The sequence below is a fragment of the Geobacillus thermopakistaniensis genome, assembly GCF_000498995.1.
In the GTDB taxonomy this organism is placed as follows: Bacteria; Bacillota; Bacilli; order Bacillales; family Anoxybacillaceae; genus Geobacillus; species Geobacillus thermoleovorans.
The window spans coordinates 1-13,870 of record NZ_AYSF01000081.1; the positions used below are offsets into that span (position 1 = coordinate 1).

The following is a 13,870-nucleotide window of genomic DNA, read 5'->3' on the forward strand; positions in this document are numbered from 1 at the left end:
CCCTCCTTGAACCGTCGTTGTCGTTAGTGTATGCGGTCTGGCGGCGGTTCATCGACGGAAAATGTTTGCAGGCGGCATCATGCGGCGGGCGCAGGAGAAAAGAGGGAAGGGGGCGAAACGATGGCCGCACTGGCGCTGTCGCTGCTCTTGTGCGTCGTCTCGATTGCGGCATTGCTTTGGGTCAAAGGGCAAGTTGAGCGACTCTTGTTCCGCTGGAGAAGCGTGCCCCTTCTCCATGCGGTCAACGTCGTCATCATCGCTGCCATCGTTGCTGACATGTACTATCGGCTCAGCGGCATCGACGTGTACTTGCGCGATTTGGCCGATATCAACGGTTTTTGGTATGTCTTTGCCGGCGCGATGCAGCTCGTCTTTCCACTGTATTTGTTTTCCTGTTGGCTTGTCGCCAGGCGGCGCGAGCGCGAGAAAAAATATACGCGCAGCAAAGACAAAAAGGTGCTGTATATCAATGAGCGGTATTTGGCGCGCCGTCATCGCAGCGATTACCGCCGATCCAAAACATCATAAAAGAGAGCGGCTCCCCCGCAAACGACTCACCCACCTACGCGAGTGCATAGGGGGAGCTTTCAGCGATTTGCATATGTGCCAAACGACAAGCCGCACAAGGACCCTTTCCGCTTCCCTTCGTTTCGAAGGTGCCCGTTTGAACAACATGTGATTCGATCCGACAGCGATTGCCGGCCAACATTCATCTCCCACATGGACGGGTGCTCGTGCACCTTCACGTTTCGAAGTGGGAGACTTCTTTCGGAATGATGTTAGAATTTGGTCTTTTCCTTTTTCGATGTGGACGGCTGATTGTTTGATTTGGACGATGGATTGGTTTTGTTGGCGTATTCCACCGCTTGTTCGAGTTTCTTTTTCATCGGTCTTTTCCTCCTTTCTCCTCGGGCAGGCACACATAGTATGCCCGTTCGCCGCCTCGGCTACTCGAAGGAAGACTGCCATTTTCCGCAAACATATGATATGATAGACGAGGGCATGGCCCGACAACGATCGTTCAAACCAAAGGAGGAATCCCATTGAGCGTACATATCGGAGCGAAGACAGGGGAGATCGCGGAGCGCATTTTGCTGCCGGGTGATCCGCTGCGCGCCAAATACATTGCCAAAACGTTTCTGGAAGGAGCGGTATGCTACAACGAAGTGCGCGGCATGCTCGGATTTACCGGGACGTATAAAGGGGAGCGCATTTCCGTGCAAGGGACCGGCATGGGCGTGCCGTCCATTTCGATTTATGTGAACGAACTGATCCAAAGCTACGGCGTAAAGACGCTCATCCGCGTCGGAACGTGCGGAGCGATTCAGCCGGATGTGCGCGTCCGCGACGTCATTTTGGCGATGAGCGCGTCGACCGATTCCAACATGAACCGGCTCATTTTCCGCGGCCGCGATTATGCGCCAACCGCCGATTTCCATCTGCTGCGGACGGCGTATGAAGTAGGTGTGGAAAAAGGGCTGGCGCTAAAAGTCGGCAATGTGTTCACCGCCGACATGTTTTACAATGATGAACCGAATTGGGAAACGTGGGCGCGCTACGGTGTATTGGCCGTCGAGATGGAAACGGCGGCGCTCTATACGCTGGCGGCGAAATTCGGCTGCCGGGCGCTGTCGGTGCTGACGGTCAGCGACCATATTCTCACCGGAGAAGAAACAACGGCTGAGGAGCGGCAAATGACGTTTAACGAGATGATTGAAGTGGCGCTTGAAGCGGCGATCCGCAATGGCGCGTGATTGGGATGCCGGGCGCTTGGGCCTGGGAAAACAGAAAAGGAGAAGGAACATGAACCAGCGATGGCAAGCGGCGATGTTGGTATGCCTGCTGCTCGCCGGCTGCCAAACAGGGGAGAGCGGCAGCAACGGTGCGGCCGGCCCGTCCGGCCAGCCGCCGGAAAGCGCGGTGCACCCAAGCGATCATCAACAGGGGAAAACGAGCCAGAGCCCCGTCGATCCCGATTTGCAGCTTGAGGCGAAATATTGGAACATCGTCAAGGTGCAAAACGGACAAAAAGTGATTCAAAACCCTGACAACATTTTGGTGCTCGTCAATAAAGAACAGTCGCTCCCGCCTGGCTATAAGCCGGCGGACTTGGTCGTGCCGCGCGTGCCGTTTGTGTGTGCTGACCCGAACGCGGAAAAACGGCATATGCGGGCCGAAGCGGCCGCGGCGCTTGAGGAGATGTTTGCCGCCGCACGCCGTGATGGCATTGAGCTGGTGGCCGTGTCCGCTTATCGTTCATACGAGCGGCAGCAGGTGATTTTTGCTGAAGAAGTGCGGCAAAAAGGGAAGGAAAAAGCGGTTCAAGCGGTCGCTCACCCAGGGCAGAGCGAGCATCAGACAGGGCTGGCGGTCGATATCAGCAGCCGCTCGGCCGGCTGTCAGCTGACCCAATCGTTCGGGGCGACAAAAGAAGGGCAATGGGTAGCCGCCCATGCGCACGAGTACGGATTCATCATCCGCTACCCGAAAGGAAAGGAAGCGGTGACCGGCTACAAGTATGAGCCGTGGCATCTCCGCTATGTTGGGCGGAAGGCGGCCGCGGTGATCAAAAAGCGCGGCTTGACGCTTGAAGAATATTTCAAAGTAGTGAAAAAAGTGTGAAAACGGCGTCTCGTCGAGGACGCCGTTTTTCTTGCCAGCTATGGTTCGCAGCAAAAGACGCAATAGCCAAGACGGTCGCCGAATTGAGCTGTCAACTGTTGGTGCATCTGCCACATGCTCGCCATCTCCGGTGTCGGCGGAAGGGCGATGACGATGGGTGCCCCAAGGCTTGGCGCTTCGGCCGCAGCCGCGTAGGAAAACTGGCGGCAGCCAAAGCCGCTTTGTTCGAGCACTTCTTTCCACTCCGCTGATGTCATTAGCTGACGGAAGCCGTAAAAGGCGGCGATTTGCTTTTGCTCGGCGGCGGTCAGCCGCTCATGACACGCTTCAATGCCGACGAATAGGCCATCGTTTTTGAGCACGCGGCGGATTTCGGCGAGCGCGTTTGGCAATGAAACGAAAGCAAGCACCGATTCAGAAAGCGCAAGGTCAAACGTCCCGGCGGGAAACGGGAGCGCTTCGACCGAGGCGCGATGCAAACGGACTGAGACCGCCTTGGAGGCAAAACGCTGTTTCGCCTTGGCAATCATCGTCGGGTGGATGTCGATGGCGGTGACGTTGGCCCCGTACTGTTCGGCGATATAAGCCGCCGTCTGTCCGGTGCCGCAGCCGACGTCAAGCACGGATGTCGAACGGTCGATCTTAAGTTTACGTAAGATTTGTTTTGTTAACTCAAAACCGCCTGGGTGAGCGCCATCGATCCCCATGTCCGCCAACCAGTCTAAATATGCAGACATCTGTTCCTCTCCTTTTTTGTTTCGACTTGGTTTATCATACGCAAATGCGCTCGATTTTGCCTTTAGACAAAAAAATTTGCTTGTCCCTATTCTTATGAAAAAAGGAAATTTTCTTGCTGTAGACCCAACCGGCTTCAAGCTGGTACACTGATACGTGCAAGAATGAGATGGCTAGGTTGGTGAAGAAAGTGGATCGAAAACAAGGAGCCGAGGCTGGCGCACTGCTGAGCATTTTCGTCTATCTTCTCCTTTCGACCGGCAAGCTGTTGGCTGGGGCGGTGTTCGGCTCGGATGCGGTGGAAGCGGACGGTTGGAATAATTTGAGTGATATTATCGCTTCCTCGGCAGTCTATATCGGCATGAAAATCGCTAAAAAACCGCGTGATTGCAACCACCCGTACGGACATTCGCGGGCGGAGAACATCTCCTCGCTGTTGGCCGCTTTTTTGATGATGTCCATTGGCATTGACGTGATCACAAGCGGCATCCGCTCGCTGTTCGGCAAGGAAAAGGCAGCGGCTCCTGACGTTTTAGCGGCTGTGGTTGCGCTCGCCTCGGCGGCCGTTATGATTGGCGTTTATGCAATCAATCGCCGGCTGGCGCGGCGGACGAACAGCATGGCGCTGGCGGCCGTGGCGAAAGACAATTTATCGGATGCGCTGGTGAGCATTGGCGCCGCCATTGGCATCGCCGGCGCGCGGCTTGGGTGGCCATGGCTTGATCCGCTGGCGGCGCTTGTTATCGGGGCGATGATTGGCAAGACGGCGTGGGAGGTGTTTATGGAGACGGCGCATACGCTCACCGACGGTTTTGATGAACAGCAGCTCGCCGTTTATAAAGACGAAATCGCGGCGGTGAGCGGCGTGCGCGATGTCGCTGACATTAAAGCGCGCATGTTAGGCAACGACATTGTGCTGGAAGTGACGATCCGCGTTGACTCGCATTTGACGGTGGCAAAAAGCCATGAAATCGCTGATGAAGTCGAGCGTTTGATGCGAAACCGGCATAACATTCGGGCGACGCACGTCCATGTGGAACCGGAAGCGGTGCGCTGACTGGCTTCGGGCGCATTGGCGGGCGGACGCGGCGAGGCGCCTAGACAGCGAATGACTTGCCGGGATGTGACGCTTTGCAGGCGGGATGCAGCCGGGAGAAGCTGCTTATCGCCAACAGCGAGCGGATGCGGCCAAACCGTTGCCGCTGACTTGTTTTTGGCGGCGGGAGGGGAGTAGTTTTGCGGCAAACAGCAAACAATACAATTAAAATCGTTTGCATGGAAAGGACGTCAGTCTATGGCGATCGAGCATAACTTTCGTTTGACGGTTGACGGAACGTACAAACGCCATGCGCCGGCAGGCAGCCAGTCGTGTTGGCTTCATTTCACCGCCGCCGCCAAGCCGGATTTGGAGCAGCTTCTTTCTTCGCTGTCCATTCACCCTCTCGCCCAACAGCGGCTGATGAACGGGACAGACATTCCCGCGTTTGACGAATACGAAGGATGTTTCTTCTTATCGCTGTTTATCGTTCGTCCGTCCGGCCGGACAGTGAACGTTCGTTTGCTGGCCGGCAGCCAATATATGATCAGCTATATGGATGAAAACGATCCGCTTGTTGATCACGTGAAAGAACGTTTGTTGAACCATCGCGGTCAGGCGCTGTATCCTGGGTACGTGCTGTATCACTTTTTAGACTTGGCCGCCATCCGTTTTTTGCAAGTCATCGATCAGATCGCTGACCGCATTCAGACGCTTGAACGGCAAGTGTTTGCGACCCCGTTTGCCAACGAAATCGGGCGCGAGATTTATCGGATGAAAACACATCTTCATGAGCTGCGCCAAATCGCCGAGGCGCAGGAAGAAGCGATCAAAATGATCCGCCACGCTGATTTGCCGTATATCAATCAAGAGACGAATCCGTATATCGAGGAAGTGGCGTCGCGATTCTCACGCGTGCCCGCCGCGCTCGACGCGTTTAAGGAATCATTGTCCGCCATTTTCGATTTGCAACTGTCGCTCAAATCAGATCATATGAACGTCATTATGAAGACATTGACATTGGTGAGCGTCATATTTTTGCCGATGACGTTTATCGCCGGTGTATACGGCATGAATTTTGCGTTTATGCCAGAGCTGAAATGGAGATACGGCTACCCGTTTGCCTTGTTGCTCATGGCAACCGTTGCTATGCTCATCGCCCTCTATTTTAAGCGAAAAGGTTGGTGGGGAGAGACGGGGACGAAAGAAAAATAGGCGTTTTTCTAGAAGGTCGGTGATTTAACGGAGAAAACGCTCCAGCAAGGAGCTTTCGCCAATGGATCAACGGCTCTTCCGTGCGTTCGTGGACCAATCTTTTTGAAGAAAACGCAGTTTTTCACCAATCTTCTAGAAATTTGGGCATTCGCCCGGCCGTTTGGGCGGGCGGGCGCATATGATGGCCCTGTGAACCGATGAAGGAGGTGCCCGCCGTGAGCGGTTTTGTCAACAGCGGTTATACGGTCGTCATCGTCCTGTTCATTTTACTGATTATTGTTGGCTGTGCCTGTGTCGCTTGATGAGCGAAAAAATAAGAAAGGACGGCGGTCAAACGGGCTGCGAAGGGGGCGGGTGCTCATATTCAGCTGCGCCCCTTCTCCATTGGGCAACCGCGTCGAGCGATGCGGGTGAGTGTTTTGATGGATAAAGTGAAGCGACGGCGGTATAATGAAACAGAAATGATCATGGAAAAGGAGAAGACGACGTGGGGCATTGGAGCGAAGAAAAGCAAGGCATCTTGTATACGGCTGCTTCGTACTTGCTGTGGGGAGTATTGCCGCTGTACTGGAAGCTGCTAGAGGCGCGCCCGGCGCTTGAGATTTTGGCGCACCGCATCGTGTGGTCGTTCGTGTTTATGGCCATCCTTCTGGCAGCGAATGGGCAGCTTGGCGCCTTCCGCCGGGAGCTTCGGGCGATGCGCCGTAAGCCGGCTAAGGCATGGGGGATCGCCGCTGCTGCCGTGCTCATCAGCGCCAACTGGTTTGTCTACATATGGGCGGTGAATCATCATCATGTCGTTGAAACGAGCCTCGGCTATTATATCAACCCGCTTGTCAGCGTGGCGCTTGGGACGATCGTATTGCGCGAGCGGTTGAGCGTTGGGCAGTGGGCCGCTGTTTTTCTTGCCGCCGCCGGCGTGGCGGCGATGACGGCGGAATATGGCGCGTTTCCGTGGGTCGCCATATCGCTCGCGTTGACGTTCGGGTTTTACGGCTTAGTGAAAAAACTGGCCAGCGTTGACTCGTCCATTGGCTTNCGTTGAAACGAGCCTCGGCTATTATATCAACCCGCTTGTCAGCGTGGCGCTTGGGACGATCGTATTGCGCGAGCGGTTGAGCGTTGGGCAGTGGGCCGCTGTTTTTCTTGCCGCCGCCGGCGTGGCGGCGATGACGGCGGAATATGGCGCGTTTCCGTGGGTCGCCATATCGCTCGCGTTGACGTTCGGGTTTTACGGCTTAGTGAAAAAACTGGCCAGCGTTGACTCGTCCATTGGCTTGACGCTTGAAACAATGGCCGTCATGCCGCTTTCAGCCGTTTACTTATTATGTGTGTACAACGAAACGCCAGCCCTCGTCAAGACGGCCGAATGGTGGCAATGGGCGCTGTTGGCTGGAGCCGGGCCAGCGACGGCCGTGCCGCTTTTGTATTTCGCCAAAGGGGCGAAGCGTGTGTCAATGACAACACTTGGTTTTTTGCAATACATTTCGCCGACGATCAGCCTTCTCCTTGGCGTCTTTTTGTTCGGCGAGCCGTTTACGAAAGCGCATTTTTATGCGTTTAGCTGCATCTGGACGGCGCTTATTTTGTTTTCCGCTGTTCAAATCAAGCAAGCACCGGGGCGGAAAAAATGGAAGCGAAACTCGCTCGGAGCATAACATCGGTCCGCGGATGGACCGTTTTTTTTTTACGTTGCGGCAAATACCCATTTTTGCCGAAACATCTAACCATTTCCTCGGCTTCTGAATAGTCTACTAGTACAAAAACGAAGGAGGTGCTGGCAAATGGGTGCAGCTTACGGCGGCGGATTCGCGTTGATCGTCGTTCTGTTCATCTTGTTGATTATTGTCGGATGTGCATGTATCGGTGGTTGGGTGTACTGATGCCTCTTACTTGCTAGCAAGGAGGTGACGAATATGCCATATGGCTTTTATGGCGGCTGGGGCTGGGGCGGCTATGGCTTCGGTTATCCGGGTTACGGCGGCTACGGCTACGGCTTTGTGCTGATCGTCGTTTTGTTTATTTTGCTCATTATCGTCGGGGCAACATGGTGCTAGGCGGATGATGGGCATGCGGGGGGAGACGGCCGGGCAACGGCTGTTTCCCCCGCTTTTTTTGTGAACAGGCAGGAACAACGAAAGGAAGTGGAGAAATCATAAACGATGAGAAAATGGAAAGCATATGGAGGACGGGGAAATGACACATATTGCAAAAGACATCGTCGCGACGTTTTCGATCGTCGCGTTCGATCCGGCGACCGGGGAGCTTGGCATCGCTGTTCAATCGAAATTTTTAGGCGTTGGTGCGGTTGTTCCGTGGGCGAAAGCGGGCGTCGGAGCGGTGGCGACGCAATCGTACGCCAACACGTCGTACGGACCGCGCGGCCTCGAATGGATGGCAAAAGGGAAATCGGCGCAAGAAACGCTTGAGTTGCTCGTTGCCGATGACAGTGAGCGCGATTTGCGCCAAGTCGGCATCGTGGATGCGAAAGGACGGGCGGCGACGTTCACCGGGAAAAAATGTTACCCGTGGGCCGGGGGCATCACCGGGCCGAACTATGCGGCTCAAGGCAATATTTTAGCCGGCGAGGAAACGGTGCTGGCAATGGGAAGGGCGTTTGAGCAGACAAAAGGTCCGCTCGCCGAGCGATTGTTAAAGGCGCTTCAAGCTGGTCAGGCAGCGGGGGGCGACCGCCGCGGGCAACAGTCGGCCGCCTTGCTTGTCGTGAAAGAAGGAGGGGGATATGGCGGCTACAATGACCGTTATATCGACTTGCGCGTCGATGATCACCCGCGGCCGATCGAGGAGCTTATTCGCTTGTATCAGTTGCGCCAGCTTTACTTTGAGAAACCGCGTCCCGAAAAAGTGGCAGCGATTGAAGGAACGGTAAAGGAAGAGGTGGCCGCCCACTTGGTCCGTCTCGGTTATTTGTCGAAAGAGCGCTCGGCGGATCGCGAGGCGCTTCATGAGGCGCTGACCGTGTATATACATACAGAAAATTTTGAGGAGCGCCAAGTGGAGAAAGGAAAAATCGACCTCGATGTATTACAGTATATGAAGCAGCAGCCGTCGCCTAACGAGGTCGGCTAAGGGAAACCGGCCTTGTCGACTGCATGATCCATCATGCTGCAACAAAAAGGATGTCCCTAGAACTGGGCGGGACATCCTTGTTTATCGACCGCTCCCTCTTAAAAGGCGCATGGCGCACGCCCGCTGTCATGTCTGCGCCAAACGGCCCGCAGGCGAAAGCTGAGAAACAGCGCGCCCGTTGCCAATCCGGCGATCAGGCCGATCCAATAGCCGAACGCCCCGGCGGCAGTCAGTAGAGCGAGCGCGCAGCCAAGCGGAAGCCCAACGCCCCAATAGGCGAGAAGAGCGGACCAAAAAACGGCGTTTACCTCTTTATAGCCCCGCAGCGCTCCTTGGATGGGAGCGGCGATGGCATCGGAAACTTGAAAGAAGATCGCATAGAGCAAAAACTTCCCTGTCAACGCCGCCACTGTCGGATCGTTTGTATACAGCCGGGCGACATGGCTGCGGAAGGCGGAAAGGAACAGCGCTGCTGCGGCGGCGACGGCCAAGGCGAGGGTGATGCCGATCAAGCAATATTGTTTGGCGGCTTCATAACGGTTGGCCCCGGCTTCAACGCCCACGGCGATCGTCAGCGCCATCGATAAGCTGAGTGGAATCATATACAACAGTGAAGCGAAGTTGAGGGCGCTTTGATGCGCGGCGACCGTTTCCGCGCCAAACCGGCCGACAAGCAGCGTCACAGCAGCGAAAATGCTCGTTTCAAAAAAGATGGCCGACCCGATCGGCACCCCGGTTTTCAGCAACTCTTTCCATGCGGCCCATGACGGACGGTAGAAACGGACGAGTACACGATAGGGAGCCAAGCGCCGAAATTTCAAAGCGGCAAAGGCAGCGGCCGCGAAGCAGTACGCATACGTGATCGCCGTCGCGTAACCAGTGCCGATGCCGCCAAGGCGCGGAAATCCGCCATGCCCGTAAATCAACAACCAGTTGAACAGCATATTGACCGGCAAGGCGGTGAGCGTAATCCACATCGTCACTTTCGTTTGCCCAAGCGCATCGATGAAATAGCGGAGCACAGAATAAAGAAACAGAGGGATGATCCCAAACGACAAGGCGCGCAAATAATGAAAGGCGATATGCCGAACGTTTTCATCCAAAGACATCTGTTTCAAGATAAACGGCACGGCAGCGGCGCCGATCAGGACAATGGCGACAGCAAGCGCGACAGCCAAGTAGAGCGCCTGGGCGACGGCGCGAGTGATCGAGTCATGCCGTCCGGCGCCGAAATGGTGTGAGACGATCGGGGACAGGGCGAGCAAAATGCCGCCGGCGCCGGTAAACACCGGCACCCATAGGCTTGAGCCGATCGCGACGCCGGCAAGATCTTCGGCGCTCGCATGACCGGACATGGCGACATCGACAAAGTTCATGGCATATTGACCGGTTTGCGAAACAAAAATGGGAAGAAACAAGGCGAACAGGCGCCGCCATTTGCCGTTGGGCGGAGCGGTCGTTGCCATAATGGCTCCTCCTTTTCTGTGATAAAGTGACACATTGTTCTAAATCATCAATCTCCCCACTTCCGAAGCTGGGATGGCCCCCTCTTCGGAAGCGATTTATGACGAAAGAAACGGCGGTTGGCTGCAAAGCGGAAATTCGATCAAAAAACATGTGCCGTGCGCGTCGCTTTGCACTTTCATCGTCCCGCGATGCAGTTCGACGATTTTTTTCGATAATGACAGGCCGAGCCCAGTTCCCGTTTCCTTCGTTGAAAAAAACGGATCGAAAACATGGTCGATGACCGACGGCGGAATGCCGGGCCCATCGTCGCAGAAGCGAAGCTGAACGAGATGGTTGATTTTTCGGCTGCAGATCGACACCCTCATCGTTTTCGCCACTTTTGCTTCCACGGCGTTGCGAAATAAGTTTAAAAACACTTGCAAAAGCTGGCTGCGGTCGCCGTTCATTTCGTAATCGTCAAGCTGGTCATCAAGGTCAAAATGGACGTCGACGTTATGCAATAGCGCTTCGCTTTGCAATAGGACGCCGACATCGTCGCGCAAAAAGCGGTGCAAGTTGAACGTCTCCATTTTGACGTCCGCCGGCTTGGCGATATTCAAAAAATCCGTGATAATGTCGTTCGCCCGGTCGAGCTCAGGAATTAAAAGCCGCTCAACGAGCGAGGCGATGCGATCCGGCAAGTCGCTTTTCAATAGTTGCAAATATCCGCGCACCGTCGTCAGCGGATTGCGGATTTCATGGGCGATGCCGGCGGCGATGCGGCCAGCGACCGCCAGCTTTTCTGTTTCTTTCATCATATTGAGCGACTGAAACATACTGATGACTCGTTTGATCGATCCGTCATCGTTGTAAATAAAACGGGTGTTGACGATCCCGTAAAATCGGTCGAGCACTTCGTAATTGTAAAGCGGCTCGCCTTTTTCAAGCGATTCGAGCGTCGCGATCAGCTCATCAGGGAGCTTCAGCAGCTCGCGAATATGTTTGCCGATGATGGCATCGCGATCCACGCCGGTGTCAACAGCCGCCTGCAAATTGCAAAGCGTGATGATCCCTTGAGCGTCGACAAAGACAATGTGATGCGGAACGAGATCGAGCAACGGCGTCAAAAAGGCTTCCACTTTTTCAAACGGTACGTCGCGATGCAAGTCAATATCCCACTGCCATTTGGCTTCCTTTTCAAGGGACGGCGGAATGGTGCGAAGGTGCGGCCGGACGTCGCCGCGCTTTTTTTCGATGGCGATTCCACTTTCATAATCGGCAAAGGTGAACGGAAACGGAAGCTTTTCGATGAGCCGCTCATAAGCGCGCAGCTTTCGTTCGAGTTCTTCGATTTGCGATTGTACGAGTCGATCGTTCATCTTTCCAAACTCCTTAGCTGCACATTTCGTTTTTTATTTTACAAAAACCGCCCTCCGTTGGCTATGGCGGACATCCTGACGACATATGTTTCGCCGCCTTGGCGGACGCTTGTCATCGCCGTTGTCCACGCGGCAACATCCGGCGCTGTATAGTACAACTTTTTAGTCACAATCGCTTCATCCTTTCGTATTCCGAATGCTTTTCTTTCATATTAGCAAATTCGCTCGCATTTGCCTATCGTGGATCTTCCCAACCGCTTTCTCCCATCAAACGGGCGAAGGATTCCATTGGCGCTATTAGGTTTTGATGGATCACAGCCAAATGAAGACGAATTTCCTAATTGATAAAACAATGTGCTAAATCATCAATGGAATGAACAAAAATGGTTTTTGCATACCATGCCAAAGTTTGTCAAAAAAGAGAAGACGATTGTACACAGTTTCTCAACTGGAAAAGAATCGGTTTTGCGATGGTTTTTGTCAAATCCCCTACCTTCAAGCAGCTGACAAAATGCAACGGATCGCAGTGATGGGTTCGTTCAACAATATATTTTATAATAAAAAACTATGTGCTAAATAATCAATAAAAAGAGTGACCATCCAAAAGAAAAGCAACATTTGTCGGCGGCGAAATGCTTTGTATATAATAAAACGGAGCGAAAACGAACCGATCGCCGATCAGAAAGGGTGGTTTGATGATGTTGACATTAGCAGACATTGAACAAGCGCGAGCGAAAATGAAAGGCATCGTCCATCAAACGCCGCTTGAGCATTCGCAAACGTTCAGCCGGCTGTCTGGCAATGATGTATATATGAAACTCGAAAATTTGCAAAAAACGGGCTCGTTTAAAGTAAGAGGTTCATTCAATAAAATTATGTCGCTCACGGAAGAAGAGAGGGCGCGCGGCGTCATCGCCGCTTCGGCCGGCAACCACGCCCAAGGGGTCGCCTATGCGAGCGGCATGCTTCATATTCCGTGCACGATCGTCATGCCAAAAGGCGCGCCGCTCAGCAAAATTGAAGCGACGAAAAGCTACGGGGCGGAAGTCGTGCTGTACGGCGATGTGTTTGACGAGTCTTTGGAATATGCGTTAGAGTTGCAGCGCGAGCGGGGAATGACGTTTGTACACCCGTTTGACGACTTGGCGGTGATGGCTGGCCAAGGGACGATCGGCTTGGAGCTGATCGAGCAGCTTCCCGACGTCGATGTCGTTCTTTGTCCGGTCGGCGGCGGCGGCTTGTTGGCCGGCCTGGCGTTTACGTTAAAACAGCTGAAGCCATCGGTTGAAGTGTACGGCGTTGAGTCATCGGCTTGCCCAGGCATGACGGCAGCCATACGCCATAAACAGCCCGTCTCCATTGCCGCATCGAATACGATCGCCGATGGGATTGCCGTGAAAAAGCCGGGCAATATTACGTACCAATACATTGAGCAATACGTCGATGGCGTTGTGTGCGTGGAAGAGGCGGAAATTTCACGGACGATGCTGTATGTGCTCGAGCGGAACAAGCTGTTAATCGAAGGGGCGGCAGCTTGTCCGTTGGCGGCATTGTTGTATCAAAAGCTGCCGTTTCGCGGCAAAAAAGTCGCCGCTGTGCTAAGCGGCGGCAACGTCGATGTGACGCTCATTTCCCGCATTATTGAGCGGGGGCTTGTCGAAGCCGGGCGATTCGTTACGTTTACAACGGTCATCTCCGACAAGCCGGGCCAGTTGAACAAACTGCTTCGCATTATCGCCGAGCTCGAGGCGAATGTCATGTCGATTCATCATCAGCGCATCGGCGCTAAAGTGTTGCCGGGCCAGGCGGAAATTCACTTTTCGCTCGAGACAAAAAACGAAGACCATATTCAGCAAATCTACCAAGTGTTGTTGAAAGAAGGCTATGATGTACAGTTTTACCGATGAGCGTGCGATGGGAAAACGGTTTGTGTTTCGCCGCTGTCTGTTAAGCAAGCAATGGAAAAGCCGTCTTCGAAATCATGTTCACAGGGCTGCCAAATGAATACGAAACCATCATTTGCCCAACATAGCGGCTGTTCCTTATGACATGGGGGACAGCCGTTTTGTTTTGTCAATGCACGCGCGGCGCATCTTGCGGCCGCGTCGCGCCGAGGCCTTCGCGGGCCATTTTCGCTTTCAAGCTTTCCAGGACATACAAACCGAACATGCCAAGCAGCTCTTCATCAGTCATCTCACCGATCAGCTTGAGCACATCGCGGCGGTCGAGTTCATCCAAAATCGACATCGCCACCGCTTCGGCGTCTTCTTCATCTCCGGTCAGTCGATCTTTATAGTATTCGTACAGATCGTCAATAAACTTCATCGGCATCGTCGCCTCGCTTTTT

At 54.1% G+C, this 13,870-nt stretch carries 15 protein-coding genes and 2 pseudogenes; 12 read left to right on the forward strand and 5 right to left on the reverse strand.

All coding sequences use genetic code 11. The features are described 5' to 3' along the window. Positions 1 to 120 precede the first annotated feature (120 nt). The 3 genes from T260_RS124355 (at position 121) to T260_RS124345 (ending at position 2,622) form a co-directional block, all read left to right on the forward strand. On the forward strand, positions 121 to 528 hold the full coding sequence (locus tag T260_RS124355) for a hypothetical protein (RefSeq protein ID WP_011231073.1): 408 nt from the start codon (positions 121 to 123) through the stop codon (positions 526 to 528). Between the two features lie 515 nt (positions 529 to 1,043). Beyond that, complete coding sequence (deoD, locus tag T260_RS124350; RefSeq protein WP_023634441.1) at positions 1,044 to 1,754, forward strand: purine-nucleoside phosphorylase; 711 nt, start codon at positions 1,044 to 1,046, stop codon at positions 1,752 to 1,754. A 49-nt stretch (positions 1,755 to 1,803) separates the two neighbouring features. Further along, a complete protein-coding gene (locus T260_RS124345; protein WP_023634442.1) occupies positions 1,804 to 2,622 on the forward strand; it encodes a M15 family metallopeptidase in 819 nt (272 codons plus the stop codon). A gap of 38 nt (positions 2,623 to 2,660) precedes the next feature. Here the strand turns inward: T260_RS124345 and T260_RS124340 are convergent, their stop codons facing one another. Then, positions 2,661 to 3,359 carry a class I SAM-dependent methyltransferase gene (locus tag T260_RS124340; protein ID WP_011231077.1) on the reverse strand — a complete coding sequence of 233 codons (699 nt, stop codon included), beginning with the start codon at positions 3,357 to 3,359 and terminating at the stop codon, positions 2,661 to 2,663. 167 nt (positions 3,360 to 3,526) lie between these two features. Here T260_RS124340 and T260_RS124335 point away from each other — a divergent pair, with 167 nt between their 5' ends. From T260_RS124335 to T260_RS124315, 8 genes and pseudogenes are all read left to right on the forward strand, one after another. Next, on the forward strand, positions 3,527 to 4,414 hold the full coding sequence (locus T260_RS124335; RefSeq protein ID WP_031213137.1) for a cation diffusion facilitator family transporter: 888 nt from the start codon (positions 3,527 to 3,529) through the stop codon (positions 4,412 to 4,414). A gap of 237 nt (positions 4,415 to 4,651) precedes the next feature. Beyond that, positions 4,652 to 5,608 (forward strand): magnesium/cobalt transporter CorA, encoded by a 957-nt coding sequence (gene corA / locus T260_RS124330; protein WP_023634444.1) that lies wholly within the window; start codon positions 4,652 to 4,654, stop codon positions 5,606 to 5,608. A gap of 197 nt (positions 5,609 to 5,805) precedes the next feature. Continuing rightward, on the forward strand, positions 5,806 to 5,910 hold the full coding sequence (locus tag T260_RS1000000139090) for a YjcZ family sporulation protein (protein ID WP_013145431.1): 105 nt from the start codon (positions 5,806 to 5,808) through the stop codon (positions 5,908 to 5,910). Between the two features lie 185 nt (positions 5,911 to 6,095). Next, a pseudogene (gene rarD / locus T260_RS124325) lies at positions 6,096 to 6,632 on the forward strand (EamA family transporter RarD); the annotation flags it as partial. 16 nt (positions 6,633 to 6,648) lie between these two features. Beyond that, positions 6,649 to 7,266 (forward strand): annotated as a pseudogene (gene rarD / locus T260_RS124320) (EamA family transporter RarD); the annotation flags it as partial. A 126-nt stretch (positions 7,267 to 7,392) separates the two neighbouring features. Further along, positions 7,393 to 7,491, forward strand: coding sequence for a YjcZ family sporulation protein (locus T260_RS1000000139095; RefSeq protein WP_011231081.1), 99 nt, complete (start codon positions 7,393 to 7,395; stop codon positions 7,489 to 7,491). Between the two features lie 33 nt (positions 7,492 to 7,524). Continuing rightward, the gene (locus T260_RS1000000139100) at positions 7,525 to 7,665 is read left to right on the forward strand and encodes a YjcZ family sporulation protein (protein ID WP_011231082.1); all 141 of its coding nucleotides are present in this window, start codon (positions 7,525 to 7,527) and stop codon (positions 7,663 to 7,665) included. A gap of 139 nt (positions 7,666 to 7,804) precedes the next feature. Next, on the forward strand, positions 7,805 to 8,698 hold the full coding sequence (locus tag T260_RS124315) for a DUF1028 domain-containing protein (protein ID WP_011231083.1): 894 nt from the start codon (positions 7,805 to 7,807) through the stop codon (positions 8,696 to 8,698). Positions 8,699 to 8,796: 98 nt separating this feature from the next. Here T260_RS124315 and T260_RS124310 read toward each other — a convergent pair whose 3' ends face one another. The 3 genes from T260_RS124310 to T260_RS124300 all read right to left on the reverse strand — a co-directional run bounded on the left by T260_RS124310 (position 8,797) and on the right by T260_RS124300 (position 11,693). Beyond that, complete coding sequence (locus T260_RS124310) at positions 8,797 to 10,164, reverse strand: MATE family efflux transporter (RefSeq protein ID WP_011231084.1); 1,368 nt, start codon at positions 10,162 to 10,164, stop codon at positions 8,797 to 8,799. Positions 10,165 to 10,260: 96 nt separating this feature from the next. Continuing rightward, positions 10,261 to 11,523, reverse strand: coding sequence for a two-component system sensor histidine kinase NtrB (locus T260_RS124305; protein WP_011231085.1), 1,263 nt, complete (start codon positions 11,521 to 11,523; stop codon positions 10,261 to 10,263). Positions 11,524 to 11,561: 38 nt separating this feature from the next. Beyond that, entirely contained in the window at positions 11,562 to 11,693 is a 132-nt protein-coding gene (locus tag T260_RS124300) for a hypothetical protein (RefSeq protein ID WP_014195711.1), read from the reverse strand. Between the two features lie 528 nt (positions 11,694 to 12,221). Between T260_RS124300 and ilvA the strand changes: the two genes are divergently transcribed. Further along, positions 12,222 to 13,430 (forward strand): threonine ammonia-lyase, encoded by a 1,209-nt coding sequence (ilvA, locus tag T260_RS124295; RefSeq protein ID WP_031213142.1) that lies wholly within the window; start codon positions 12,222 to 12,224, stop codon positions 13,428 to 13,430. 166 nt (positions 13,431 to 13,596) lie between these two features. On the opposite strand, the gene T260_RS124290 is transcribed toward ilvA, so the two are convergent. Then, positions 13,597 to 13,854, reverse strand: a complete 258-nt coding sequence (locus tag T260_RS124290; protein ID WP_023634448.1) for a DUF6154 family protein — start codon at positions 13,852 to 13,854, stop codon at positions 13,597 to 13,599. Positions 13,855 to 13,870: the final 16 nt, after the last annotated feature.

What these genes read in the sequence shown, in the direction of transcription:
- T260_RS124335 (WP_031213137.1), top strand. Translation starts at nt 3,527, where the DNA reads ATGGCTAGGTTGGTGAAGAAAGTGGATCGAAAACAAGGAGCCGAGGCT.
- T260_RS124305 (WP_011231085.1), bottom strand. Translation starts at nt 11,523, where the DNA reads ATGAACGATCGACTCGTACAATCGCAAATCGAAGAACTCGAACGAAAG.
- ilvA (WP_031213142.1), top strand. Translation starts at nt 12,222, where the DNA reads ATGTTGACATTAGCAGACATTGAACAAGCGCGAGCGAAAATGAAAGGC.
- T260_RS1000000139095 (WP_011231081.1), top strand. Translation starts at nt 7,393, where the DNA reads ATGGGTGCAGCTTACGGCGGCGGATTCGCGTTGATCGTCGTTCTGTTC.
- T260_RS124355 (WP_011231073.1), top strand. Translation starts at nt 121, where the DNA reads ATGGCCGCACTGGCGCTGTCGCTGCTCTTGTGCGTCGTCTCGATTGCG.
- T260_RS124340 (WP_011231077.1), bottom strand. Translation starts at nt 3,359, where the DNA reads ATGTCTGCATATTTAGACTGGTTGGCGGACATGGGGATCGATGGCGCT.
- T260_RS1000000139100 (WP_011231082.1), top strand. Translation starts at nt 7,525, where the DNA reads ATGCCATATGGCTTTTATGGCGGCTGGGGCTGGGGCGGCTATGGCTTC.
- T260_RS124310 (WP_011231084.1), bottom strand. Translation starts at nt 10,164, where the DNA reads ATGGCAACGACCGCTCCGCCCAACGGCAAATGGCGGCGCCTGTTCGCC.
- T260_RS124290 (WP_023634448.1), bottom strand. Translation starts at nt 13,854, where the DNA reads ATGCCGATGAAGTTTATTGACGATCTGTACGAATACTATAAAGATCGA.
- T260_RS124315 (WP_011231083.1), top strand. Translation starts at nt 7,805, where the DNA reads ATGACACATATTGCAAAAGACATCGTCGCGACGTTTTCGATCGTCGCG.
- corA (WP_023634444.1), top strand. Translation starts at nt 4,652, where the DNA reads ATGGCGATCGAGCATAACTTTCGTTTGACGGTTGACGGAACGTACAAA.
- T260_RS124345 (WP_023634442.1), top strand. Translation starts at nt 1,804, where the DNA reads ATGAACCAGCGATGGCAAGCGGCGATGTTGGTATGCCTGCTGCTCGCC.
- T260_RS1000000139090 (WP_013145431.1), top strand. Translation starts at nt 5,806, where the DNA reads ATGAAGGAGGTGCCCGCCGTGAGCGGTTTTGTCAACAGCGGTTATACG.